Origin of the sequence: Allorhizobium borbori (assembly GCF_014196535.1) — a bacterium.
GTDB classification, from domain to species: Bacteria; Pseudomonadota; Alphaproteobacteria; order Rhizobiales; family Rhizobiaceae; genus Ectorhizobium; species Ectorhizobium borbori.
Window position 1 is genome coordinate 46,404 of the sequence record NZ_JACIDU010000006.1, and the last position, 22,321, is coordinate 68,724.

Consider the following 22,321-nt stretch of genomic DNA (forward strand, 5'->3'; position numbering starts at 1 on the left):
GCGGATGGTGTCGGTTGTCACTTCAGACCAAGCGTTTTCAGTTGTTGGGCGATCTGTTCTGCGCCGTAGATCGTGCGCACGGTCGGGTTCATGGCCTGGCCGTCCATGACCACGATTGCCTTGTTCTTGACCGCCGGCATCTGGCTCGTGCCGGGATCGGTCGTCAGGAACTTGATCTTGGCTTCCGACTTGTCCAGATCCCATCGGTTGCGATCAACCTGCGCGACGACGATGACATCGGGATTGCTGGCGATGATGCTTTCCCATCCAAGGGCGGGAGAATCGGCCTCGGTGGTGATGGCGTTCGTTCCGCCAAGGACATCGGCGATGAAACCGGAGGCGCTGTTCTTGCCGCCCAAATAGGCATCGGCAGACGGCGAGGGGCTGGAGAACCAGAAGACGTAGGACAGCTTCTTTCCGTCCTTCGGTGCATCGGCGCGTAGCGCGGCCTCTCGCTTCTTCAGGTCGGCGATCAACGCGTCGCCGCGGTCACGAACGTCAAAGATCTGCGCGAGTTCGTCGATCTCCTGGTAAAGGGTATCCATATTCCAGAGCTTCGAGCGATCACCATAGCCGGACTTGTCCGTGCGGACGCCCTCAGCGACGCATGTGCTCGGCGAGATGTAGCTCGGCACGCCGACCTTTTCAAAGTCCTCGCGCTTGGCGACCTTGCTTGACGGGCCAAGCAGGCTGGGCAGGGCGGCTGCCACGAAATCCGGCGTTTGCGCCAGAATGGCTTCGAAGGTCGGGAACTCGACCGTCAGAACCTTGACCTTCGCATTGGCTTCGGCGAGTTGCGGAAGAACCTTGTTCGGCCAGAAGGCGGTGCCCACCATCCTGTCTTCAAGACCGAGCAGCAGCATGATTTCCGCGCTGTTCTGGCCAAGTCCGACGGCGCGCTCCGGTGCCTTGCTGAAGGTCACCTTCGTGCCGCAGTTCTCGATTGTCAGCGGATAAGAGGTGGAAGCTGCAAAAGCCGGTGTGGCGAGCATGCCCATAATCGCGCAAATACCCGCACCTGCAAACACCCTGTTCATCGTCTCGCTCATCCTTGTTTCCGGTCGCGACCAAATATGAGCATCCAGTAATCACGAGAGATGAGAAAAACAATAGTCTTTTTCTCATCTTTTTCGAGGGTGATTTCAGACAGGCGTCCTTGGCCCCGGGAATGGTTCAGCGCGGGCGGGCGAGGAAGGCGCCGATTTCCTGGCTGAAATCCTGCGTGGAGAGCGGTTGCGTGACCTTGCGGGCGGCCTGATAGACCGGTTCCGGTAGGATCCTGCGCTGGGTTTCCGTCAGTTCCTCGAAGAAGGTCGGCGTAAATTCCGGGTGCGGCTGGTAGGAGAGACCCCAGTCACCGTAGCGCAGCACGGCAATCCGGCAATTGTCGCTCTCGCCCAGCACTTGCGCCGAAGGCGGCGGCGTGATGACCTGATCCTGATGGAAGGCAAGGGCGGTCTGAACCGCGCCGGTATCGAAGCGGGTGTAGGTGCGGGTGCCGACCGTCCAGCCACCTTCGAACTTCTCGACCGTACCGCCCATTGCCTTGGCCATGACCTGATGGCCGAAGCAGATGCCGACCATCGGCACCTTGGCGGCATGTGCATCGCGAATGAAGCCTTCCAGCCGGCGAATCCAGTCGAGTTCCTCGTAAACACCATGCTTGGAGCCCGTCACCATCCAGCCGTCGGCGTCCGACACGCTCTCGGGAAACTGGCCGTCGACCACGGTGTAATAGCGGAAGGTGAAATCGAAATCGCCGAGCAGGGCGGCGAACATGTCGGCGTAGTTGCCATGGTCGGGAAGAAGCTGATCCGGCGTGTGGCCGGTGATCAGAATGCCAATCGTCTTCATGCGTCTTTCCTTGCGGGTTCCTGAAATCCTTCGCGGCCTCCCGAACGGATCGCACGGCCGGACCGCTTTCCCGTCAAGGAAAGGATCCGGCCGTGCGCTCGGCTTTCCGGTTAGGCCGCTTTCGCCAGTGCGGCTTCCAGCGATTGCTCGATGATATCGAGCGCTTCGTCAAGCTGTTCGAACGGAATGGTGAGCGGCGGCAACAGCCGGATGACGTTATAGCGGGTGCCGCAGGAGAGCAGAATAAGTCCGCGTGCTTCGGCTTCGGCCACCACGGCCTTGGTCAGATCCGGGTTGGCGGCCGACGCATCGTCCGGCATGACCAGTTCGAAGGCGTTCATGGCGCCAAGGCCACGCACATCGCCGATCACTGAAATACCCTGGCGCTTGGCCAGTTCGGACAGGCGCCCACGGATGATCTCGCCGATCTTTTCCGCGCGGGCGCAAAGCCCTTCCTTTTCCACCACGTCCAGAACGGCGTGGGAGGCGGCCACCGAAAGCGGATTGCCGGCATAGGTGCCGCCCAGACCGCCGGGAATGGGGGCATCGACGATTTCGGCGCGGCCGGTGACAGCCGAGAGCGGGAAACCGCCGGCCAGACCCTTGGCCATGGTGATGAGGTCGGGAACGACGCCGTAATGCTCGACGCCGTACATCCTGCCGGTGCGGGCAATGCCGGCCTGAATTTCATCGACGATCATGACGATGCCATGGCGGTCGCAAAGGGCGCGGATGGCGGCGAGGAAGCCGTAAGGCGCGATGTTGAAGCCGCCTTCGCCCTGCACGGGTTCAATGATGATGGCCGCCACCCGTTCCGGATCGACCGAGCTTGCAAACAGCCGGTTGAGGTCGGCCAGCGCATCGTCGGCGGTCACACCGGTCATGGCATTGGGGAAGGGGGCGTGCACCACTTCCGGCGGCATGGCGCCAAAGCCCTTCTTGTAGGGCGAGACCTTGCCGGTCAGCGCCATGCCGAGCAGCGTGCGGCCGTGGAACGCACCGGAGAAGGACACGATGCCCGAACGGCCGGTATAGGCGCGCGCCATCTTGATGGCGTTTTCAACGGCTTCCGCACCCGTGGTGACGAGAACGGTCTTCTTGGCGAAATCGCCGGGTGTCATCGCGTTCAGCCGTTCGGCCAGGCGGATATAGCCCTCATAGGGAGCGACGTGGAAACAGGTGTGCGTGAAGGCCTGGGCCTGTTCGGCGACAGCCGCCATCACCGCCGGGTGGCGATGGCCGGTGTTGTTGACGGCGATACCGGCGGCGAAGTCGAGAAAACGCCGGCCTTCGGCGTCCCACAATTCGGCATTTTCGGCCCGAACGGCATAGATTTCGCGCGTGGAAACGCCGCGGGCGATGGCGTCTGCCTTGCGGGCGGACATGGACTGGCTGATGGTCATTGGAGAACCCCTCATTATCTTGCGCATAAAACATTACATAGCTCATTATTTTGAGCAACAGGTTTTTGCGATTGATAGCGAAGCGCTCGGCAATTACTATCCAGTCCGTGCAGTGGAGATTTGAGCATGGATGATTTTGACGTGGGCGGCCGGCTGAAGGAAATGCGTTTGACTGCAGGGCTTTCCCAGCGCGATCTGGCCAAGGCTTCGGGGGTGCCGCACGGGCAGATTTCCATGATCGAGACCAACAAGAGCAGTCCTTCCGTGGCTTCTCTGCGCAAGATCCTTGGCGGCATGAGCGTAACCATGTCGGAATTTTTTGAGCCGGATCGAACCTCTACCAATGCGGTATTCTTCAAGCCGCAGGATCTGCGGGATTTGACGACGCGGCTTTACAGCATGCGGGAAGATACGGTCGGGCGCATCAGTCTGGTGCAGGTGGGCGACGCCCGCGCCCACAACCTGCAAATCCTGCACGAGCGCTATGAACCGGGCGCGGATACCGGCGAGGCGATGATCGAGCACCCCTCCAGCGAAGGCGGGATTGTCATTGCCGGCGAGATCGAAGTGACGGTCGGCCAGCAGGTCGCGGTCCTCAAGGCGGGCGATGCCTATCTTTTCAATTCCGCCGAACCGCATCGCTTTCGCAACACCTCGGACCGCGAGGCCATCGTCGTTTCCGCCTGCACGCCGCCCTATCTTTGACGTTTGTCAGATGCGCGCGGCACGTTGTCGTTCTCACTGTTTCCGTTTCCCTGAAACGTCGTGCTGAGATCCTGCGGAAAGCGATGCGAATTCGCATCGCCTGAGGAGCGATGCAGATTTGCTGTTTTCCAAGCGGCTGAAAAATAATGGAAATTTTCGCGCATGGGGCTGGCACGGCGCTTGCTACGTATATTTTGAGCGCTCGACTGCTGCACAAAGCGAGCGCCTGCAGCCGTCACAAGAAGCGGCCGGTCGATACGGAATTCCGAAAACCAGAAAGGGAACAAAATGAAGAAAGCTTACGGTCGAGGCCGCACGTTACTGCCTCTTGTCTCCGCCCTCTCCATCGCGGCGCCCTCGTTCGCCAGCGCCGGCGAACTGAACATCCTGACCTGGGAAGGTTATGCCGATCCCTCCTTCATCGAGAAGTTCGAGAAGGCGTCGAGCTGCAAGACGACGTCGACCTATGTCGGCTCCAATGACGATTTCGCGCCGAAGCTGGCAGCCGGCGGCGGCGTCTACGACATTATCGTTCCCTCCATCGATACGATCGGCCTGATGCGCCAGGCCGGCTTTGTCGAGCCCATCGACACCAAGAAGATCGAAGGCTTTTCGGACGTTTATCCGGAATTCACCAAGGCCAACGATGTGGTGGCCGAGGGCGAAACCTGGTCCGTGCCGCTGGTCTGGGGCTCCATTTCGCTGATGTACCGCGCCGACAAGGTTGCCCCGAAGCCCGATTCCATCGGCGTTCTCTTCGACAAGAAATATGCCGGCAAGATCGCCATGTGGGACGACAAGTCCTCGATCTACTGGGCGGCCCGCCTGCTTGGCTTCGAAAACGTCTACGACCTCACGGACGAACAGCTTGAAACCGTCAAGGCCAAGCTCATCGAGCAGAAGCCGCTGATCCGCAAATACTGGGCGACCGCCGGCGAGCTGACCGAGCTTTACGCCAATCAGGAAGTCTGGCTTTCCAACACCTGGACGGGCCTTCAGAGCAAGGAAGTCAATGCGCTGAAGAAGGGCTTCGAGGTCGTGGAATTCACGCCGAAGGAAAAGGCCGAGGGCTGGATGGACTCCATGCAGCTCGTCAAGGGCAGCGCGAACACGGATTGCGCCTACAAGTTCTTCTCCTTCATGCTGAGCGCGGAAGGCCAGTGCGGCATTGTCGGTTCGTCCGGCTATTTCCCGGTCAACCCGAAGGTTGTTTCCGGCTGCCTGAAGGGTGAGGAAGCCGAAGCCAAGAAGGTCAACAATATCGAGTTCGTGAAGAGCCTTGTCATGTGGCAGATGCCTGCCCGTCTCGACAAGTATCTCGAGGTCTGGAACGCCGTGAAGGCCGCGCCGTAAGGCGCAATCCCGACACGGCCCCGTCGCCGCCGGTTCTTCCCCCGGCGGCGATTTCCGCTGTCTGGCGTGCTTTTGCCGGAACCGAAGCGCGTTCCGCCAGCCCCAGACAAGACGACTGACCAGCCAAGGAACTCACGATGGCGTTGCAACCGATCGTAACCCTGGAGAATGTGGCGAAGGCCTACGGCACCTTCACCGCGCTCCACAATATCAACCTCGAAATCGGCGCGGGCGAGTTCGTTACCCTGCTCGGTCCCTCCGGATGCGGCAAGACGACGACGCTGCGCCTGATCGGCGGTTTCGAGACCGCCGATTCCGGCCGCATCACGCTGGCCGGTGCTGATGTCACGCAACAACCGCCCTACCGGCGCGATATCAACACCGTGTTTCAGGATTACGCGCTGTTTCCGCATATGACGGTGGCGGAGAATGTTGCCTACGGGCTGACGGTGCGCGCCAACCGCAAGCCGCCGGAAGAGCGCGCCCGCCGGGTTCGCGAGGCGCTTTCGCTTGTCGGTCTGGCCGACAAGGCGGACCGCATGCCGCAGCAACTCTCCGGTGGCCAGCGCCAGCGCATCGCCATGGCGCGCGCACTTGCCCGCGAGCCCAAGGTTCTTTTGCTCGATGAGCCGCTCTCCGCGCTTGACGTGAAGCTGCGCGAGGCCATGCAGGTGGAACTGAAGCACCTGCACCAGAAGCTTGGCATTACCTTCCTCATGGTCACGCATGACCAGCAGGAAGCGCTGGTCCTCTCCAACCGCATCGCGGTCATGAAGGGCGGGCACATCGCCCAGATCGGTTCGCCCTCCGAGCTTTACGACCGGCCGGCAACGCCTTACGTCGCGGATTTCATCGGCGCGGCCAATCTGGTGCCGGCCACTTTCCTCGGTTCCGAAGGCGGTTTTGCCCGCATTCGCCTGCCCGATGGGGCGATGCTTTCGGGCGTTGCCGTCGGCAGCGGCGAAAAGCTGAGGGAAGGGCAGGCGGCGCTGATTGCCATTCGCCCCGAGCGGTTGCGCATCGGCGAAAGCCGTCACGGCCTGCCGCTCACCGCCACGGTCGTCGATCAGCTTTTCCACGGTGGCCGCTTCCAGCTCGAACTGAGGTTCGACCAGGTGGAAACGCCCGTCTTCATCGACGTTCACCGTTCAAGCGTCGCCGATGATGGCGCCGTGCCGCAGCCGGGCAGCCGGGTGCCGCTTTCGGTGGCCGCGCCCGATGTCATGGTCTATGCAGCGGAGGCGGCGGCATGAAAGCCAGAACCCGCCAAAGGCTGAGCTTCTGGCTGCTGTTTTCGCTGCCGCTCGCCTGGACCGTTCTCTTCCTCATCCTGCCCTATCTTTCCATGGGCATGATGAGCTTCTGGACCCGCAAGTTTCCGCTGTTCGTGCCGGATTTCCAGTTCGGCAACTACATCCAGCTCTTTTCCGATCCGCAATATTCGGCGGTCATCTTCCGCACCATGAAGATTGCCGCGCTGGTCACGGCCTATTCCGTGGCGCTCGGTTATCCGCTCGCCTATTTCCTTGTCTTCACCATCCGTTCGGAAAAGCTGCGCACGCTGCTCTATATGTGCGTGGTCGTGCCGTTGTGGGTGTCCTACCTGCTGCGCGCCTATACGTGGAAGATCATTCTGGGCACCGACGGGGCGCTGAATTCCGCGCTGCTGTGGCTCGGCATCATCGATCAGCCGCTCGATATCTTCCTTTACAATCAGGCGGCCATGGTGATCACGCTCACCTATATCTTCATTCCCTTCATGGTGATGCCGATCTTCACGGCGCTGGAGCGCATCCCCTCGAACCTCATCGAGGCCTCGCAGGATCTGGGGGCGGGGCCGTTCGAAACCTTCCTTCGCGTCATCCTGCCGCTCTCCACCGCCGGCATCGTGGCGGGAGCGACAATGACCTTCTGCCTGTCCTTCGGCGATTTCGTCGCCCCGGTTCTGGTTGGCGGACCGAGCGGCACCATGGTCGCGACGGTTCTGCAAAGCCAGTTCGGCGCAGCGCTCAACTGGCCGCTCGGCTCGGCACTCGCGGCCATCATCTTCGCGCTCGTGCTCGTCGTGTTGCAGGTGTCCAGCAAGATCGACCGCGCCGGTCGCGTGTCGATGGGTTGAGGAGGTTTCAATGCACAAGCTCATGTGGTGGCAGAAAAGCCTCGTCGGCGTCGCGATCGGAACGCTGCTGTTCCTCTATATCCCCGTCGCCATCCTCATCCTGTTTTCCTTCAACGACAGCCCGGTCACGTCCTTCCCGCTCTCCGGCTTCACGCTCGACTGGTATCGCAAGGTCTTCGCCAATGCGGCGCTGCTGCAATCGCTGGTCAACAGTCTCATCGTGGCGCTTTCCGCGACGGCGCTCACCATTGTCATCGGCGTGCCGGCGGCGCTGGCGCTCGATCGCTTCGAGTTTATCGGCAAGCGGCTGTTCACCAATACGATCCTCCTGCCGCTCTCCCTGCCGGGCATCGTCACGGGTATCGCCATGCTGAACTTCTACAAGCAGATCGGCCTGCCGCAGAGCCTGGGCGCCGTCATCATCGGTCACGCCACGGCGCTGGTCGGTATCGTCATCACCCAGGTTCTGGCGCGCATGGAAAAGCTCAACCGCAATCTGGCCGAGGCAAGCTCGGATCTCGGTGCGACGCAGGTGGAAACCTTCTTCCACGTCATCTTTCCGAATATCCGTTCTGCCATCATCGGCTCGGCTCTTCTGTGCTTCACGCTCTCCTTTGATGAAATCCCGGTCACCTACTTCCTCACCGGCCGCGACATCACCCTGCCGATGTATATCTACTCGACGCTCCGCCGCGGCATCACGCCGGAAATCAACGCCATCGGCGCGCTCATCGTGCTGGTATCGCTCGCGCTGATCCTCAGTTCGGTGACCATGCTGCGCGAGAAGAAGTAGGGGGAAGGGATTGCGGCTCTGGCCCCTCCCCCGGTGGGAGAGGGGCCTTCACGTCAGCGCCCGGTTTGTCCCGTGCCTTATGGCGACCGCAAAGCGAGCGTCAAAAGCGTCTCGCTATCGTTTCGGTCTTTTCCGGATTCTGTAAACGGCGGCGGGTGGCAGGTTGGCGAATGTCCCGCCAATCCGGTGCGCTTCAAGTCCGAGTGGCTCCAGTAATTTGCGGGGTACAGGACAGCGCGGCCCATAGGTGAACTGGTAGAATGCGGCCGTTGCCTGCATCTTCTGGAACGCGCCGGCCAGAATCGCTTGCACTTTGCGTGGCGGCATGGACAGCAGCGGCAATCCGCTGACGGTGGCACCGGCCGGCTTGCCGGAGAAGAGGTGCGCGGTCTCGATAAGCGTTGCATCCATATGGAAAACATGCGCGCCCGGATAGCGCAAGCGAAGCGCTGCGGTAAACTCCGGGCTGAACTCGATCAGGGCCAGATCCTCTTGCGCTACACCGCGCTTGATCAACGCGCCGGTGAAGGCGCCCGTCCCCGGACCAAGCTCGATCACAGGGCCCGTCTCGTGCGAGATTTCCGACGTGATGAGGCTGGCAAGGGCGCGGCCCGACGGGGCCACGGCGGCAACCCGCAGGGGATTTCGAAGCCACGCCCTGAAGAAACCGAAGGTCTCGGAAATACGCGGCCGTGTCATGGAATTCGACCTTGCATGATGGGTATCCCCCTGCTTCGGATCGCTCATGAGCCACAATCCGGGGTGAGGTCAGCTTGACGCTTGCCGAGCACGCGTCTGGCGAGCCAGTACAGGATCATCTCTACGCAGAGCAGGGCACAAAGAGCCGCCAGAGCCAGGGCGGTGATGTTCGTCGTGTCGATTGCGTGCAAGGCCACGGCATGGCCGATGCAGATAAACAGGCCGTTCCAGAGCATGATCCCGGCCGTGGACGCTGCGATGAAGCGGCTGGCGCTGCTCTGGAAAAGAGCCGCGAAGGCCGGAGCGAAGAGCCGCAGGGTTGGAACGAGCTGGATTGTAAAGGACACCGCAGTCTGGTTCTGGCGGAAGGAGGAAGCCCAGCGCGCCAGACGGGCAGGGGGCAGGCCAAACAGTATGCCGGTTCCGTTCAACAGCCGCACGGAACGCGCTTCGCCCAGCGCCCTTATGGAATAGAACCATGCTGCACAACCGAGGAGGCTTCCGGCGGAAGTCGAAAGGAGGGCTGATGACAGCGACCAGTGGCCGTCGCCGACGGAAATGCCGATGGCCAGAAGCAGGCCGTAGGAGGGAATGAGGGGCAAGAAGCGCTCGGCCAGCGCCACGGCGAAGAGACCGGCGAGACCATAATTGCGAAGCCATGCCATGATGATGCCCACCGGGTCGAGATCCATGGGTCTCTCCTCGTATCGATGTGTCGGTCTGGTGGAAGGTCGAGTGCCGCAGGTGGCGGCACCCGGTTCGAAACGGCCACTGCCGGGCAAGCGTTGCCCGGCTTCACCCATTGCGCATCAGCCGGTAGGCGAGGCGCGGAAACAGGTGGCCGACGATACGCAGAAGCCGCGTCTTGCCGACCCAGACTTCGCGCCGTTGCCCTTCGATCCCCGCGACAATCGCCTTGGCCGAGGCCCTGGCCGACATCTTCCTGCCGCCCCGGTCGCGGGTCATGCCCGTATCGACGAACGCCATGATGACATCGATCACCCGGATTTCGGGGGCTGCGTCCTCGCAACGGTAACGCAGTGCCCGGCTGAAGGCGCGAAGACCTGCCTTGCTGGCGCAATAGACCGGTGCGGTCCTTTTGGGGGCGACGGCGAGACCCGAGGAAACGTTGACAATTGCCGCCTCCGGCTGACCGGCAAGAAGCGGCATCAGGCCGAAACTGAGAGCAACCGGCGCGGTGAGGTTGACTGCGATCTCGCTGCGAAACCTCGTCATCTGGTCGCCGCTGCCAATGCTCACCGCCGGCATGTTGACCTGAACACCGGCGTTGTTGACGAGAATTGCCAGTTGGGGGAAGCGCTGCGTGACTTCGCGGACCACCCGGTCCTGTTCATCGGGCAGTGACAGGTCTGCCTGAATGAAGGTCATCCTGTCCGGATGGCGCGCCGTTACGGCCTGCGCCCGGTCCCTGTCTCTCGCGACGATGACGACATGCGCGCCTTTTGCCACGAGCTCAAGCGCGACTTGTTCGCCAATGCCGGTGTTGCCCCCGGTCACCAGCGCCCATTTCTGTTCAAGATGCATTATCCGTGCCTTCTCCGTGCAGGTTCATGATGGCTCCCATTGCGCGGTGTTTCGTTTGCACGCATATTATGAGCAATCACTCGTATTTCTTACTCGCGTTCCATGTCGTCCTCACCACCCTTCATAAATGTCCGCAAACAGCCGCGTCAGGCCCGTTCGTCCGCCACGGTGGAGACGATCCTGGAGGCCAGTGCTCGCATTCTGGAGACGCGGGGGCTGGCTGCTTTCACCACCAATGCGGTCGCTGAGCGGGCAGGCGTCAGCGTCGGCAGCCTTTACCAGTATTTCCCGACGAAAGAGGCGATCCTGACGCTGTTGATCCGCCGCAAGCGCGAGGCCCTGATCGCGGCCCTGGAAAGCGAGAGGGCAAGGGCGGATCACCGCGGGTTGAAGTGCATGGTCGATGGTTTCGTCCACGCGGCGCTGGTGCATCAGCTTGAACGGCCGGGGCTCTCTAGAAGTCTCGAATATGCAGAGGCAACGCTGCCGATTAATGCGGAAACGGAAGTCCTGAAGCGTTCGATCATCGTCATTGTCGCCGAAGCCTTGAGCATGCACGGCATAGCCGAGCCGCAGACCTCGGCGCGCGATCTCGCGGCCCTGACGCGCGGAATGGCGGATGCCGGGGGACTGTTCGGTGAGACGGATCTAGCCTCGCTGGAGCAACGGATCAGGCGGGCTGTCTACGGCTATCTGGGGCTTGGGGCGTGAGCGCAATGGCGCGCCTGCTCTAATAGAAGGTGGCAATGCGTCTGGAGCCGATGGTGTGGACCTCGAAGGGGGTGCCGAAGATGGTTTCCAGAACATCGGCGCGGATGATTTCGTCCGGCGTGCCCTGGCAAACGATCCGGCCGCTCTGCATGGCCACGATATAATCCGAATAGACGGCGGCGAAATTGATGTCGTGGATGACGAGCACGACCGTCTTGCCGAGATCGCTGGCGGCTCTGGCCAGCAGCCGCATCATCGAAACCGCGTGTTTCATGTCGAGATTGTTGAGCGGCTCATCGAAGAGGACGTAGTCGGTGTTCTGACAGAGAACCATGGCGACGAAGGCCCTCTGGCGCTGACCGCCGGAAAGTTCATCGAGAAACCGGCCAGACAGTTCGCCGAGATTGAGATAAGCGATCGCTTCGTCCACATGATGCAGGTCTTCTTTCGTCAACCGCCCCCGTGAATGGGGGTAGCGTCCGAAGGAGACGAGATCGCGCACGGTAAGGCGGGCCGTGACGTGATTGTCCTGCCGGAGGATAGACAGGCGGCGCGCCAGGACATCGCCCGGGGTCTTCGTCACATCCAGCCCGTCGACGGTCACGCTGCCCGCCGACATCGGCATCAGTCGCGCGATCATCGACAGGAGCGTCGATTTGCCGGCGCCGTTGGGGCCGACAATCGAGGTCAGGCCGCCAACCGGCAGGTTCAGCGTAACGCCATCGACGACCGGCTTTGCGCCATAGGTCTTGCTGACATTGGAAATTTCGATCACCGGGAGCCTCCCTTGACAAGGTAGAGGATAAAAAACAGGCCACCGGCGAATTCGATGACGACGGAAAGCGCGGTGTCGAAGGCAAAGACCCGTTCGAGGACGACCTGACCGCCGACCAGCGTGACGATGGCGATCAGAACCGCCGCCGGCAGGATGTGCCGGTGCTTGCCGCTCGGCATGACGAGATAGGCAAGATTGGCGACCAGCAGGCCAAAGAAGGTGACCGGCCCGACCAGCGCCGTCGAGATGGAGACGAGCACCGCCACCATCACCAGGATCGCCGTGGTGACGTGCCTGTAATCGACGCCGAGCGTGATCGCCGCCTCGCGGCCGAGCGACAGCACATCGAAGGTGTGGAGATAGCGGATCATGGCCAGGCCGACCAGCACCATGCCGCCGGTGGCGATGCCGAGCAGGCTGGTATCGACGGTGTTGAAGCTGGCAAACAATCTGTCCTGAAGCACCACGAAATCGTTCGGATCGATGATCCGCTGCAGGAAGCCGGAAATGGAGCGGAAGAAGACGCCGAACACGATGCCGACCAGCATCAGGAGATGCAGGCTGCGGGTGCCGCCGGAAAACAGAAACCGGTAAAGGATGAGCGAAAACAGCACCATGACGATGACATTGCCGGCAAACATCAGGCGCGGATCAACACCCGAGGCAGCGCCGGCGCCGATCAGGAACACCAGCACCGTCTGCACCAGCGCATAGAGTGCGTCGAAGCCCATGATGGAGGGCGTCAGGATGCGGTTGCCGGTGATGGTCTGGAACAGCACGGTGGAGATGGCGATCGCGGTGGCGATCAGCACCAGTGCGGCGAGTTTCAGGCCGCGGAACGCCAGAACGAAGCTCCAGCTCCCCCTCGCGCCGACCGTCATGAAACAGACGATCGCGACAAGAGCCACGACGGCGAGAACCGCCAGCACGGCGAGCGGCGCGCGCGATTGTGCCTCATGCCGCACGGGATTGCCTCCTCAGTAGCAGGTAGAGGAAGAAGCCGCTGCCGATGATGCCGAGGACGGTTCCCACGGGGATTTCATAGGGCGCGTTGATGGTGCGGCCGGCAATATCGCACACCAGCACCAGGGCCGCACCGGATGCGGCGATCCAGGGCAGCGTGCGGCGCAACGCGTCGCCCATGATCATGCTGATGACGTTCGGCACGATGAGCCCCAGAAACGGCACCATGCCGGCGCTGACCACCACGGCGGCGGTGACCATGGAGACGATGCCGAGGCCGAGCGCCATGACGCTGGTATATTTGAGGCCGAGGCTGGTGGCGAAATCTTCTCCCAGACCGGCGACGGTGAAGCGATCGGCGGCGATGTAGGCGATCACGGTCATGGCGAAGGAGAACCAGAGGAGTTCATAGCGCCCGCGCAGCACGGCGGAGAAATCGCCGCTCATCCAGGCGCCGAGCGATTGCTGCATGTTGTAGCGATAGGCGAAGAACGTGGTGATGGCGGAAATGACACCGCCGAGCATGATGCCGATGAGCGGCACCATCAGCACGGACCGCAGGGGAATGCGGCGCAATATGGCAAGAAAAAGCAGCGTGCCGGCCAGCGCGAACACGGCGGCCACCAGCATCTTGGCGAAAACCGGAAGGCCGGGCGCCAGCAGAAGTACAGCGAGGATGCCGAGCCCTGCCGATTCCACCGTGCCGGCGGTTGAAGGCTCGACGAACCGGTTGCGGGCGAGCATCTGCATGATCGTGCCGGCCACCGCCATGCCGGAACCGGCGAGGATCAGCGCGATGGTGCGCGGGACCCGGCTTTCCACCAGAACCATGACCGCGCGCGCATCGCCAGCGAACAATGTTGCCGGCGATACATTGCTGACGCCGGTAAACAGGCTGAGGATGGCCAGCGGCACGAGAACCGCGAGGATGAAAAGCAGGAGGCGCACGATCCGGTCTGTTCTCCCAAAAACGGCAAAGGCAGCCACGCGGTCACGCGCGGCTGCGACAGGGTGAGGCGAATGGCGGGCGGTTCAGCCCTTGCCCAAGGCCGCGACGAGTTCGTCCACCACCATCTGCATCGAGGTCAGTCCGCCGGGGACGAGATACCAGAGAACGCCGCTGACATAGACGACCTTGCCGTTCTTCCAGGCCTCAGTCTGGCGCACGATCTCGTTGTCCAGCAGTTTGGCGGCGGCCTCGCCATCGGCTTCCTGGCCGATGGCGGCATCGCGGTCGAGAACCAGAAGCGTGTCGGGGTTGCGCTCGAGGATATATTCGAAGGAAACCGGCTGGCCGTGATTGCCGGGCTTGATGGTTTCATCCGCCGGAGCGAAGTTGAAATCCGAATGGACCAACCCGAAGCGCGAGCCGGCGCCATAGGCGCTGAGCTTGCCGCCCGTGGTCAGAATGAAGAGCGTCTTGCCGGCGGCGGGCGCCTTTTCCCGCAACGCGGCAGTCGAGGCATTGAGCTTGCCGATCAGGGTCTCGGCTTCCGTCTGCTTGCCGAACACCGTTGCCAGCGTGCGAACATTGTCCTCGGCGCTCGCAAGGAAGCGTTGCGCGTCGATGGTCATGTCGATGGTGGGGGCGATCTTGGCAAGATCGGCATATTTCGGCGCTGAACGTCCGCCGACGATAATCAGATCCGGTTCGGCAGCCGCGACGGCCTCGAAGTTCGGCTCGAACAGGGTCCCGGCTTCCGGCACCTTGCCGCCGGCGAAATCGGCGAGATAATCGGGCTTGTTGCCGGAGGGTACGCCGACAATGCCGGTCACGCCGAGCGTCTTCAGCGTGTCGAGTGAAACGAGATCGAAGACGACGATTTTCGCCGGCTTGCCCGGCAGAACCGTTTCGCCCTGGGCGTGCTTCACCGTTATGTCGGCGGCGAGTGCCGGCAAAGCGGCAAACGCGGCCACGACACCGATGAGTGCGGCTTTCATTCCTTGGATGAACATCGCTGAAACCTGATCCTGTTGATGCACGCGATCGTCCGTCCGGGGAGGTCATGACGGTGGCGCGCTTAAACTTGAGTATCGTGCCTTACTTATTGCCGCCGGCCATCATCGTCAATCGCTATATGATGACGGTGTCTGTGTTCCGGAAAAGAAAGGAAAAACAGAATAATACCCGTTCTCCTGCTGCGCCGTGCCACGGTTGCCCGGCTTTTTCACCCGTTCATATTCTCGTGATCGGGACGGGATAAACGGTTTTTCCAGAGCGTATTTGCGTGGCCGAGCGCGTGGTCGAAGGTCGGGAATTTCCGGTCGTCCAGTGCCAGAAGTGCGGCGGCCGCCGTGCTGGTCACGATGCTTTCGGCCACCGGGTCGCGGGCGGCTCCCGTCCACAGGGCATGCCAGTATTCACGGCTTCCGAAGGCGGACGGACGCTGCTCCTTGTGCGGCATCTTTTGCGAGGGAACGTGAATATCCTGCGTCTCGCCGCCGGCAAGGCGCAGGATGGTCGTCGGCCTGAACGGGGTGAATTCCGCAAGATCACGCGTGTTGCCAAGGATCGCGATATCCTGCGCGCCAAGGCAGCGGGCAACCTCGCGGTGCAGCTCACGGCTCGACGGCTGCGCCACGCCCAGCAGGCTGACGCGTGCGCCGAGCGGGTTGAGCAGGTGAACGACCGCGTGCGTGGGCAGCCGCATTTCGAAGAGCGGATAAAGTGCCAGCAAGGCCTGAAGTTGCGGCGAATGCGCGCCAAGGGGCACATAGGCGATGGCGTGGCGGGCAAGCGCGCCGCGTGCTTCCGCAAGGTTGCTACAGACCGGAATACCGGCGAGGGAGGCGGCCAGTTCGAACTTTCCGCCCTCTTTCCCCCCGCCGTGGCTGCCGTGCAGCAACACCCGGTATCCGTCTCCGGCGACAAGCCGTGCGGCATGCAGGAACCACGGTGCTGTTCTGACTTTCGGGGAGATATAGGCCGGCCAGTCCATGTCGACATGCAGTCCCGTGGCGGGTGCCGTGCCGATCCGCGCGCGGGCGGCGGTAATGAAGCCCGCCACCTCCGCGGCCGTTACACCGCGATAGCCGATGGCCGTCAGCAGCGCGCCGAGCTGGATCGGATCGGCATCGCCGGCGAGGACAATCGCCATTGCATCCTCCGCTTCCTGCTGGGTCAGCGGCCTGCTGCGGCCCGCACCGGCGGCGGTCGTCGCGATGTATTTCGCCAACCGTTTTTCGGGTTGGGCGTTGTGGCCGATCCGCGCCAGCTTGTTGGCGACATCCATCGGCCCCGGCTCCCCCTGCAGAAGACTGGCGCGGCGCACGGTCAGCGGCATCGGCCTGAACAAAGGCTCCTGTTCCCAGTCTTCGGCGGGGGCGGTCCGCGGTGGCACCGTTTCGGCGGCGGCCATCAGGGCTTCCATTTCCACCGCGACGGCGCGTACCCGCGGGCGGAGGCTTTCCGCAAAGGGGGTCGGGACCAGGCCCTTGCCGGTGCGGTTGAAGAGCGGGTCGCGATAAATATCGCGAAGCTGGGATAACATGCGGCTGACAGCCGGACTTTGCAGGCCAAGACCGGCCGCAGCACCGCTGACGCTACCCTCCCGCAACAAGGCGTCGAGAACAACGAGCAGCCGAAGCTGACCCAGCCGGTCGGGTTCGCTGCCTTTACCGGTCGGCCTTGGTTCGCTGCGTCGGCTGGAAGGCGTCATGGGTCCACCCAAATTGCGATATTTCAAATTTAGAAACGTTATAAAACTTCGAACTTGATCCCTCCTGGCTTCCTAAATAAGTCGACAAATACGCTCAACTTAAAAGTCGGGCTGTCACTAAAAATTGAGATTCAGGGGTAGAGCTATGCGAAACGGTTGCGGATGGGCACGCGCCATCGAAACGAAGCGGGCTGGATCGGCCGGCCATCGGCGTATCGGAAAGAGGCTTCTGGCAGCCGTGAGCGGCATGGCGCTTTCGCTGCCGGCCATCGCTCTCGCTCAGGAAGCCGATGACGCCACGTTGCTCGAAGCCATCGTGGTCACGGCGGGCGGCTATGAACAGACGATCAAGGAAGCGCCGGCCAGCATCTCGGTCATCGGCCAGGACGACCTGAAAAAGAAGGCCGTTGCCGATCTCAGCGAAGCCATTCGCACCGTTCCGGGTGTCAATGTCGGTTTCGGCAGCAACGGTACGCGCGGCATCAGCATGCGCGGCCTTGGCAGCAGCTACACGCTGATCCTGATCGACGGCAAGCGCGTCAATGCGGGGGCAACCACGCTTCGCAAGTACAACGGCGACCTGAACTGGGTGCCGCTTGACGCCATCGAGCGGATCGAGGTGGTGCGCGGGCCGATGTCCACCCTTTACGGATCGGATGCCATGGGCGGCGTCGTGAACATCATCACCAAGAAGGCCAGCAACCGCTGGACCGGTTCGTTGACCAGCGAGGCCTTGCTGCCCGCCAGCGCCGCCACCGGCAAGACACATCGTCTCGGCGGGTATGTCAGCGGACCTGTTCTCAAGGATCTGATCAGCTTCTCCGCTTACGGCAATATCAGCCGGCGGCAGGCGGATAACCCGGCCTATTCCAACGACATCGAGGTACCGCGTGGAACCCAGGATTTCGACCTCACCGGCCGGTTGACCCTTACGCCGACGGACGACCAGACGATCAAGCTGGAGCTTGGCCACGCCCGCGAAAAGTACAACCCCTTTCTCGCGCCCGGTGATGTCGATCCCGAGACGTCCATCGAGCGGACGACCGCTTCGCTGGGCCACGAAGGGCAGTGGGAGATCGGCAAGTCGACGACCAATCTCTATTTCGAAGACGCCACGAACACCACGAAGACGACGGGTATCGACATCGAATCCCGCAACTATGCGCTCGACAGCAAGCTGGCGCTCGACCCGCTCGACTATTTCTTCACCCATCATCTCATCGTGGGGGGAGAAGTCCGGCTTGAAAAGCTGAACGATCCGGCCAATCTCGGCAAGTCCAACACGGTGACCGGTTCGACGGGCTCCCCGAAAGCGGACTTCTTCACGGGCGCCCTGTTTGCGGAAGACAAGGTCGAGTTCAACGACCGTTTCAGCATGACCGCCGGTCTGCGCTACGATTACCACGAACAGTTCGGCTCGCATTTCAGCCCTCGCACTTATTTCATGTATGAGCTGACGGATACGGTCGCCCTGCGGACCGGCTGGGCGCAGGCGTTCAAGGCGCCCAATCTGCGCCAGCTCGATCCGAACTGGGTCACGACGTCACGCGGCCGCGGTTGCGGTGCGGTGGGCGGCCCCTGCGAAATGGTCGGCAACCCGGACCTGAAGCCCGAAACGAGCAACAGCTTCGAGGTCGGCCTGACCTATGACGACAGCGAATGGAAGGGCGGCCTGACCTATTTCTTCAACGACATGAAGAACAAGATCACCTCGGCCCGCACCGCTTCGCTCATCCTGCCGAACGGCACCAAATATGTGCAGCAGATCAATGTCGATCGGGCCCGCTCGCAGGGGATCGAGGGAAGCCTCACCATTCCGGTGCATGCCGACCTGAGCTGGACCAACTCGTTCACCTACCTGCTGGAATCGAAGAACCTTGAGACGAACATGCCGTTGTCGGCGGATCCGGAGCTGTCCGTGCATTCGGAAGTGACCTGGCGTCCGCGGGAGAACCTGAGCTTCACGGCGTCCTACGACTATTATGGCAAGCAGGTCGATTATGTTTCCACGCCGGAAACCCTGATTGCCCAGAATGTCGATCCATATTCGATCTTCAGCATTTCGACGAAGTTCGACATGAACGACAACTTCTCGTTCAAGGCGGGGATCAACAATCTCTTCGACGCCCAGCCGGCAACGACATCGAACTACAAGGAAGACGGCAGGACTTACTTCCTGTCGATGACCTCGACCTTCTAGAGCATTTCCAGCCGAAGCCTGCTCGCTTCGGCCTCGGACAATGCGGCAAAAACAGAAGGATAAAGCATTTCCGGTGATCCTGTATTCACCGGACATGCTCTAGGACTGTGGTGAGGGGGCATGATGCCCCGCAAGGCCAGTGACGCCCGGGGGCCGGACGTCACTCCACGGCGCGGTTTGTCTTGCGCACGATGGTGGCGATGTCGACGCCGAGTTCCTTGGCGGCGGCGCGTTTGGAACCCAGCCGGTCCAGGGCGGCGTTGATGCCCCTTTCCTCGAAGGCCCGCGTCATGTCCTTGAGGGTAAGGCCCACCACGTCGATTTCCGGCAGGGCGGGCAAGGGGAGGCCGGGCTCGGCCTGCGGCGCGGCGGAGTGCTGCGAGAACGAGGGCGGCAGGTGGTCGGGCGTTGCCAGATCCGTGGCGACGATATCGAGATAATCGACGATGCTTTTCATCTCGCGCAGATTGCCGGGAAAGCCATGGCGCAAAAGGATGGAGCGGCAGGCGGGCGAGAGCTTCAGCGCCGCGCCGCGTTCGGTGCTCGCGCGTTCCAGCATCATGTCGAGAATATCGGCCTTGTCGGTGCGGGCGCGCAGCGGGGGAATTTCCACCGGGAAGGTCGAGAGGCGGTAGAGCAGATCCTTGCGGAAGCCGCCGCTACGGGTCATTTCGGAGAGATCGCGGTTGGTGGCGGTAATCACCCGCGTCTCGATCTTCTTGGCAACCGAGGAGCCGACCGGCTGGATCGTGCCGTCTTCGAGAAATTTCAACAGTTTGGGCTGGGACGACAGCGGAATTTCACCGATTTCGTCGAGAAACAGCGTGCCGCCCGCCGCACTTTCGATATAGCCGCGCTTGCCGGCCTGCAGCGCGCCGGTAAAGGCCCCGCGCTCATAGCCGAACATCTCGGATTCAAACAGCGTTTCGGGAATGGAGCCGCAATTCACATGGATGAAGGGGCGGCCACGGTCGCCGCCGCTCAGATGCACATGGCGGGCAATGGCCGTCTTGCCGACGCCGGATTCGCCCAGAAGCAGAATGCGGAAATTGCGCGCATAGGCCCGCGTCGCCTGCTCGATTTGGAGCTTGAGACTGTCGGGAAAGATCAGCCTTGCGCTTTCCTTCTGGTCGCTGGCGGAAATGGAGCGGCCCTGCATGCCGCGCTTGCTGCGTTCGGCATTTTCCGGATCACGCAGGAAATAGACGGAAAATCCGGTCGAGGAGCCCGCCGTCATCAGCATGCGGCGTGTGGCCTGATAGATGCGGCCCGAGGTTTTCGCCCGCACGAGGCCCTGCGAATGGCCGCGCTCGATGGAGGCGAGGAAATCATTCATGTCGAAATCGGAAAAGCGCAGAAAGGTCGGCAGGGCGTGCGCCTCGAACGGCTGGGAAAGCCGTGCTGCCCGCTCGGCGGCGATGTTCAGGAAGACGACGACATCGTCGGGATCGACGATGATGAGAATATCGGTCAGCAGGTTGGCGAAGGCCCGGAAGGCCGCGCTCTGCAGGTTCTGCTCCCAGGCCTCGCGGGTAAGCGCTTCCGCGCCCCGGACGCCCAGATAGAACTGTGGAATATCGCCCGGTGTGATCACGATTATCGCCTTTTCGGTTGGCGGGTGGTGCGTCGCGGCGCGTCGCCGGCGCGCTCGCGAATGGTCAGAACCGTCCAGGCCTCGCCCTCCGGTCCCGTGATCCTGCGGCTGTGAACGTCGATCAGCGGCGCATTGCCGTGGCCGCCGGCATTGGCCAGCAGTGACCAGCCGTTTGTCGGCCGCCGGGTGCGGCAATGGGCCAGAATCAGCGCTTCCAGCGTGCGGCTTTCGGCAAAGGCGGCGGCAAAGGCCTTGTTGCGGCACACGATGCGGCCGGCGGCATCCACCACCATCACCGCATCGGGCAGGCCATCCAGCGCCCGGCTGATGAGCTTGAAGGCGTTCACCTGCCGGTCGTCGGCCTTGTGCTGCTCGGTCACATCGCGGCAATTGCCCCAAAGCCTGAGCAGGAAGCCGTCGGCGATCTCGGCGCGCACGTCGTTGAGAATATATTGCAGTGTGCCGTCGTGCCGTCGGTCGACGCTCAGCGCATCGTCGATGGCATAGTTGGAATTGATGATCTCTTCCACGAACTGTTCGTTGGCGGCGCTGCGCGGCCAGTAGAGGCGCACATCCTGTTCATTGAAGTCCATCGTTTCCGGAAGCTGATAGATGCGAGCCATGGCCGGGTTGCACATGCGCCAGACCGACTGGTTCTCGAACACCTGCTGCACCACGTCGGCGCGCGGCAGGGTCGTGTCCACCGGTTCGATGAAGGCGATGCTCCAGTGGGCCTCGTTGGAGGTTTCCACCATGGATTTCAGCATGCGCACATCGTCTTCCAGCCGGCGGTAATGGTTGCCCACCGGGCCGTAATCGAGCTTGGCCAGCCGAAGCGCCGGCTCGCCCTGAAAGCGGATGAAGCGGGCGCGCGCCAGCGTGCGGATCGGCCGCCCGCCCGCTCCCAGCAGGGTCAGGTCGATGGTCGAGGCGTGTTCGGCGCGGCTGCGGTGGCGCAGCAATTGCCGGATTTCGGCAAAGGATTCCACCGTGTAGAAGGCGGCGGCGTCATAGCCGGCCAGGTCCCGGTCATAGGCGCCGAGAAGTTCGGCCTGCAAGTCGTTCAGCCAGAGAATGCGCCCGTCAAGCGAGATGACATCGACCAGCATGTCCTCCGCCAGTGAAAGCGAGGCGTCCGGCTGGAACGGCTCCGTGAGGTCCTGAAAATCGCTCATCTTGATTCAGCCGTCATGCCAGCCCGTTTCCGGTGATGAAGTTGCGCATCATGGCTTCGCAGCCGGGAATGAAAGTGTAGCGCGCGCCCTGCTGCGGGTCGAGTTCGGCCCAGCAGGTCGCCATGCGGTCGCAGGTGGTTTCCGGGTGAAACTGCACGGAAACCCAGCCGCCGCCGTGGTCGAGCGCTGCCGCCGGCAGGTTGGGGCGGGTGGCGAGCACCGTCGTTCCCTCCGGCACCTCCACCACGCGGTCGAAATTGCCGAAGAAGAAGCGGGCTTCGTCGTCAAACCCGTCAAACAGGAAATGGGCGCGGCCGGCCTGCGTCCGCGTCACCGGCAGGCTGCCCACTTCCGGGCCGGCGGGGGATTTTTCCACCCGTCCGCCAAGCAGCGTGGACATGAGCTGGTGACCGCCGCAAATGCCCATCATCGGCTTGCCGGTTCCGCGCCAGCGCTTCGCCCAGACGGAAATCGCCTGCTGCCAGGGGTAATTGTCGGAGACGGAGGCGAAGCTGCCGCCGAGAATGACGGCATCGATGGCGTCCAGATCCTCGGGCAGGGGCTCGCCCTCATGCGCCTTCACGCCGCGATAATTGATGTGGTCGAGCAGGCCGATATGGTCGAGCAGCGTGGCAAGCGCGCGGGTTTCGTCGTCGCCATCCTGCACGCGCCGCCAGGTGGCGCGGGAATAGGTGCCCGGCTGGGCGAACTGGGAGATAAAGAGAAGCGTTTTCCTGCTCATGGCCGTGTCTGTCATTCCTTGCCCGCGATGC

General features: G+C 62.2%; 21 protein-coding genes. 7 read left to right on the plus strand and 14 right to left on the minus strand.

What is annotated here, in order from left to right; genetic code table 11:
* Window positions 1–17 precede the first annotated feature (17 nt).
* From GGQ66_RS08770 to gabT, 3 genes are all read right to left on the minus strand, one after another.
* Entirely contained in the window at window positions 18–1,037 is a 1,020-nt protein-coding gene (locus tag GGQ66_RS08770) for an ABC transporter substrate-binding protein (RefSeq protein WP_183791869.1), read from the minus strand.
* Window positions 1,038–1,173: 136 nt separating this feature from the next.
* Window positions 1,174–1,854 (minus strand): type 1 glutamine amidotransferase, encoded by a 681-nt coding sequence (locus GGQ66_RS08775; RefSeq protein ID WP_183791537.1) that lies wholly within the window; start codon window positions 1,852–1,854, stop codon window positions 1,174–1,176.
* A gap of 110 nt (window positions 1,855–1,964) precedes the next feature.
* The gene (gene gabT, locus GGQ66_RS08780) at window positions 1,965–3,257 is read right to left on the minus strand and encodes a 4-aminobutyrate--2-oxoglutarate transaminase (protein WP_183791539.1); all 1,293 of its coding nucleotides are present in this window, start codon (window positions 3,255–3,257) and stop codon (window positions 1,965–1,967) included.
* Window positions 3,258–3,383: 126 nt separating this feature from the next.
* Here gabT and GGQ66_RS08785 point away from each other — a divergent pair, with 126 nt between their 5' ends.
* From GGQ66_RS08785 to GGQ66_RS08805, 5 genes are all read left to right on the plus strand, one after another.
* Window positions 3,384–3,962 carry a cupin domain-containing protein gene (locus tag GGQ66_RS08785; RefSeq protein ID WP_183791541.1) on the plus strand — a complete coding sequence of 193 codons (579 nt, stop codon included), beginning with the start codon at window positions 3,384–3,386 and terminating at the stop codon, window positions 3,960–3,962.
* A gap of 288 nt (window positions 3,963–4,250) precedes the next feature.
* Window positions 4,251–5,315, plus strand: coding sequence for an extracellular solute-binding protein (locus GGQ66_RS08790; RefSeq protein ID WP_183791543.1), 1,065 nt, complete (start codon window positions 4,251–4,253; stop codon window positions 5,313–5,315).
* A gap of 137 nt (window positions 5,316–5,452) precedes the next feature.
* Window positions 5,453–6,568: an ABC transporter ATP-binding protein gene (locus GGQ66_RS08795; protein WP_183791545.1), complete on the plus strand. Its 1,116-nt coding sequence runs from the start codon at window positions 5,453–5,455 to the stop codon at window positions 6,566–6,568.
* Window positions 6,565–7,434, plus strand: coding sequence for an ABC transporter permease (locus tag GGQ66_RS08800; RefSeq protein ID WP_183791547.1), 870 nt, complete (start codon window positions 6,565–6,567; stop codon window positions 7,432–7,434). The genes GGQ66_RS08795 and GGQ66_RS08800 overlap by 4 nt, the downstream gene beginning before the upstream one ends.
* 10 nt (window positions 7,435–7,444) lie before the next feature.
* Complete coding sequence (locus tag GGQ66_RS08805; RefSeq protein ID WP_183791549.1) at window positions 7,445–8,227, plus strand: ABC transporter permease; 783 nt, start codon at window positions 7,445–7,447, stop codon at window positions 8,225–8,227.
* A gap of 114 nt (window positions 8,228–8,341) precedes the next feature.
* Here GGQ66_RS08805 and GGQ66_RS08810 read toward each other — a convergent pair whose 3' ends face one another.
* The 3 genes from GGQ66_RS08810 to GGQ66_RS08820 form a co-directional block, all read right to left on the minus strand.
* Window positions 8,342–8,926 carry a class I SAM-dependent methyltransferase gene (locus GGQ66_RS08810; protein WP_210287221.1) on the minus strand — a complete coding sequence of 195 codons (585 nt, stop codon included), beginning with the start codon at window positions 8,924–8,926 and terminating at the stop codon, window positions 8,342–8,344.
* A gap of 44 nt (window positions 8,927–8,970) precedes the next feature.
* Window positions 8,971–9,618 (minus strand): DedA family protein, encoded by a 648-nt coding sequence (locus GGQ66_RS08815; protein ID WP_183791551.1) that lies wholly within the window; start codon window positions 9,616–9,618, stop codon window positions 8,971–8,973.
* A 103-nt stretch (window positions 9,619–9,721) separates the two neighbouring features.
* Window positions 9,722–10,471 (minus strand): SDR family oxidoreductase, encoded by a 750-nt coding sequence (locus tag GGQ66_RS08820; RefSeq protein WP_183791553.1) that lies wholly within the window; start codon window positions 10,469–10,471, stop codon window positions 9,722–9,724.
* Window positions 10,472–10,573: 102 nt separating this feature from the next.
* Between GGQ66_RS08820 and GGQ66_RS08825 the strand changes: the two genes are divergently transcribed.
* A complete protein-coding gene (locus tag GGQ66_RS08825) occupies window positions 10,574–11,182 on the plus strand; it encodes a TetR/AcrR family transcriptional regulator (RefSeq protein WP_183791554.1) in 609 nt (202 codons plus the stop codon).
* 19 nt (window positions 11,183–11,201) lie between these two features.
* On the opposite strand, the gene GGQ66_RS08830 is transcribed toward GGQ66_RS08825, so the two are convergent.
* The 5 genes from GGQ66_RS08830 to GGQ66_RS08850 all read right to left on the minus strand — a co-directional run bounded on the left by GGQ66_RS08830 (window position 11,202) and on the right by GGQ66_RS08850 (window position 16,579).
* Window positions 11,202–11,957: an iron ABC transporter ATP-binding protein gene (locus GGQ66_RS08830; RefSeq protein WP_183791556.1), complete on the minus strand. Its 756-nt coding sequence runs from the start codon at window positions 11,955–11,957 to the stop codon at window positions 11,202–11,204.
* A complete protein-coding gene (locus GGQ66_RS08835; protein ID WP_370686316.1) occupies window positions 11,954–12,922 on the minus strand; it encodes an iron chelate uptake ABC transporter family permease subunit in 969 nt (322 codons plus the stop codon). Before GGQ66_RS08835 ends, GGQ66_RS08830 begins: the two co-directional genes overlap by 4 nt.
* A complete protein-coding gene (locus tag GGQ66_RS08840; RefSeq protein ID WP_183791558.1) occupies window positions 12,912–13,868 on the minus strand; it encodes an ABC transporter permease in 957 nt (318 codons plus the stop codon). The genes GGQ66_RS08835 and GGQ66_RS08840 overlap by 11 nt, the downstream gene beginning before the upstream one ends.
* An 84-nt stretch (window positions 13,869–13,952) precedes the next feature.
* Window positions 13,953–14,876 (minus strand): siderophore ABC transporter substrate-binding protein, encoded by a 924-nt coding sequence (locus GGQ66_RS08845; protein ID WP_183791560.1) that lies wholly within the window; start codon window positions 14,874–14,876, stop codon window positions 13,953–13,955.
* Between the two features lie 212 nt (window positions 14,877–15,088).
* Window positions 15,089–16,579 (minus strand): glycosyl transferase family protein, encoded by a 1,491-nt coding sequence (locus GGQ66_RS08850; protein ID WP_183791562.1) that lies wholly within the window; start codon window positions 16,577–16,579, stop codon window positions 15,089–15,091.
* A gap of 145 nt (window positions 16,580–16,724) precedes the next feature.
* On the opposite strand from GGQ66_RS08850, the gene GGQ66_RS08855 reads away from it, so the two are divergent.
* Window positions 16,725–18,779 (plus strand): TonB-dependent receptor domain-containing protein, encoded by a 2,055-nt coding sequence (locus GGQ66_RS08855; RefSeq protein ID WP_183791564.1) that lies wholly within the window; start codon window positions 16,725–16,727, stop codon window positions 18,777–18,779.
* A gap of 160 nt (window positions 18,780–18,939) precedes the next feature.
* Here the strand turns inward: GGQ66_RS08855 and GGQ66_RS08860 are convergent, their stop codons facing one another.
* The 3 genes from GGQ66_RS08860 to GGQ66_RS08870 are packed head-to-tail and all read right to left on the minus strand — an operon-like array spanning window position 18,940 to window position 22,290.
* Entirely contained in the window at window positions 18,940–20,373 is a 1,434-nt protein-coding gene (locus GGQ66_RS08860) for a sigma 54-interacting transcriptional regulator (RefSeq protein WP_183791566.1), read from the minus strand.
* Window positions 20,374–20,375: 2 nt separating this feature from the next.
* Complete coding sequence (locus tag GGQ66_RS08865; protein ID WP_183791568.1) at window positions 20,376–21,548, minus strand: PAS domain-containing protein; 1,173 nt, start codon at window positions 21,546–21,548, stop codon at window positions 20,376–20,378.
* 13 nt (window positions 21,549–21,561) lie between these two features.
* Complete coding sequence (locus GGQ66_RS08870; RefSeq protein ID WP_183791570.1) at window positions 21,562–22,290, minus strand: type 1 glutamine amidotransferase; 729 nt, start codon at window positions 22,288–22,290, stop codon at window positions 21,562–21,564.
* Window positions 22,291–22,321 lie beyond the last annotated feature (31 nt).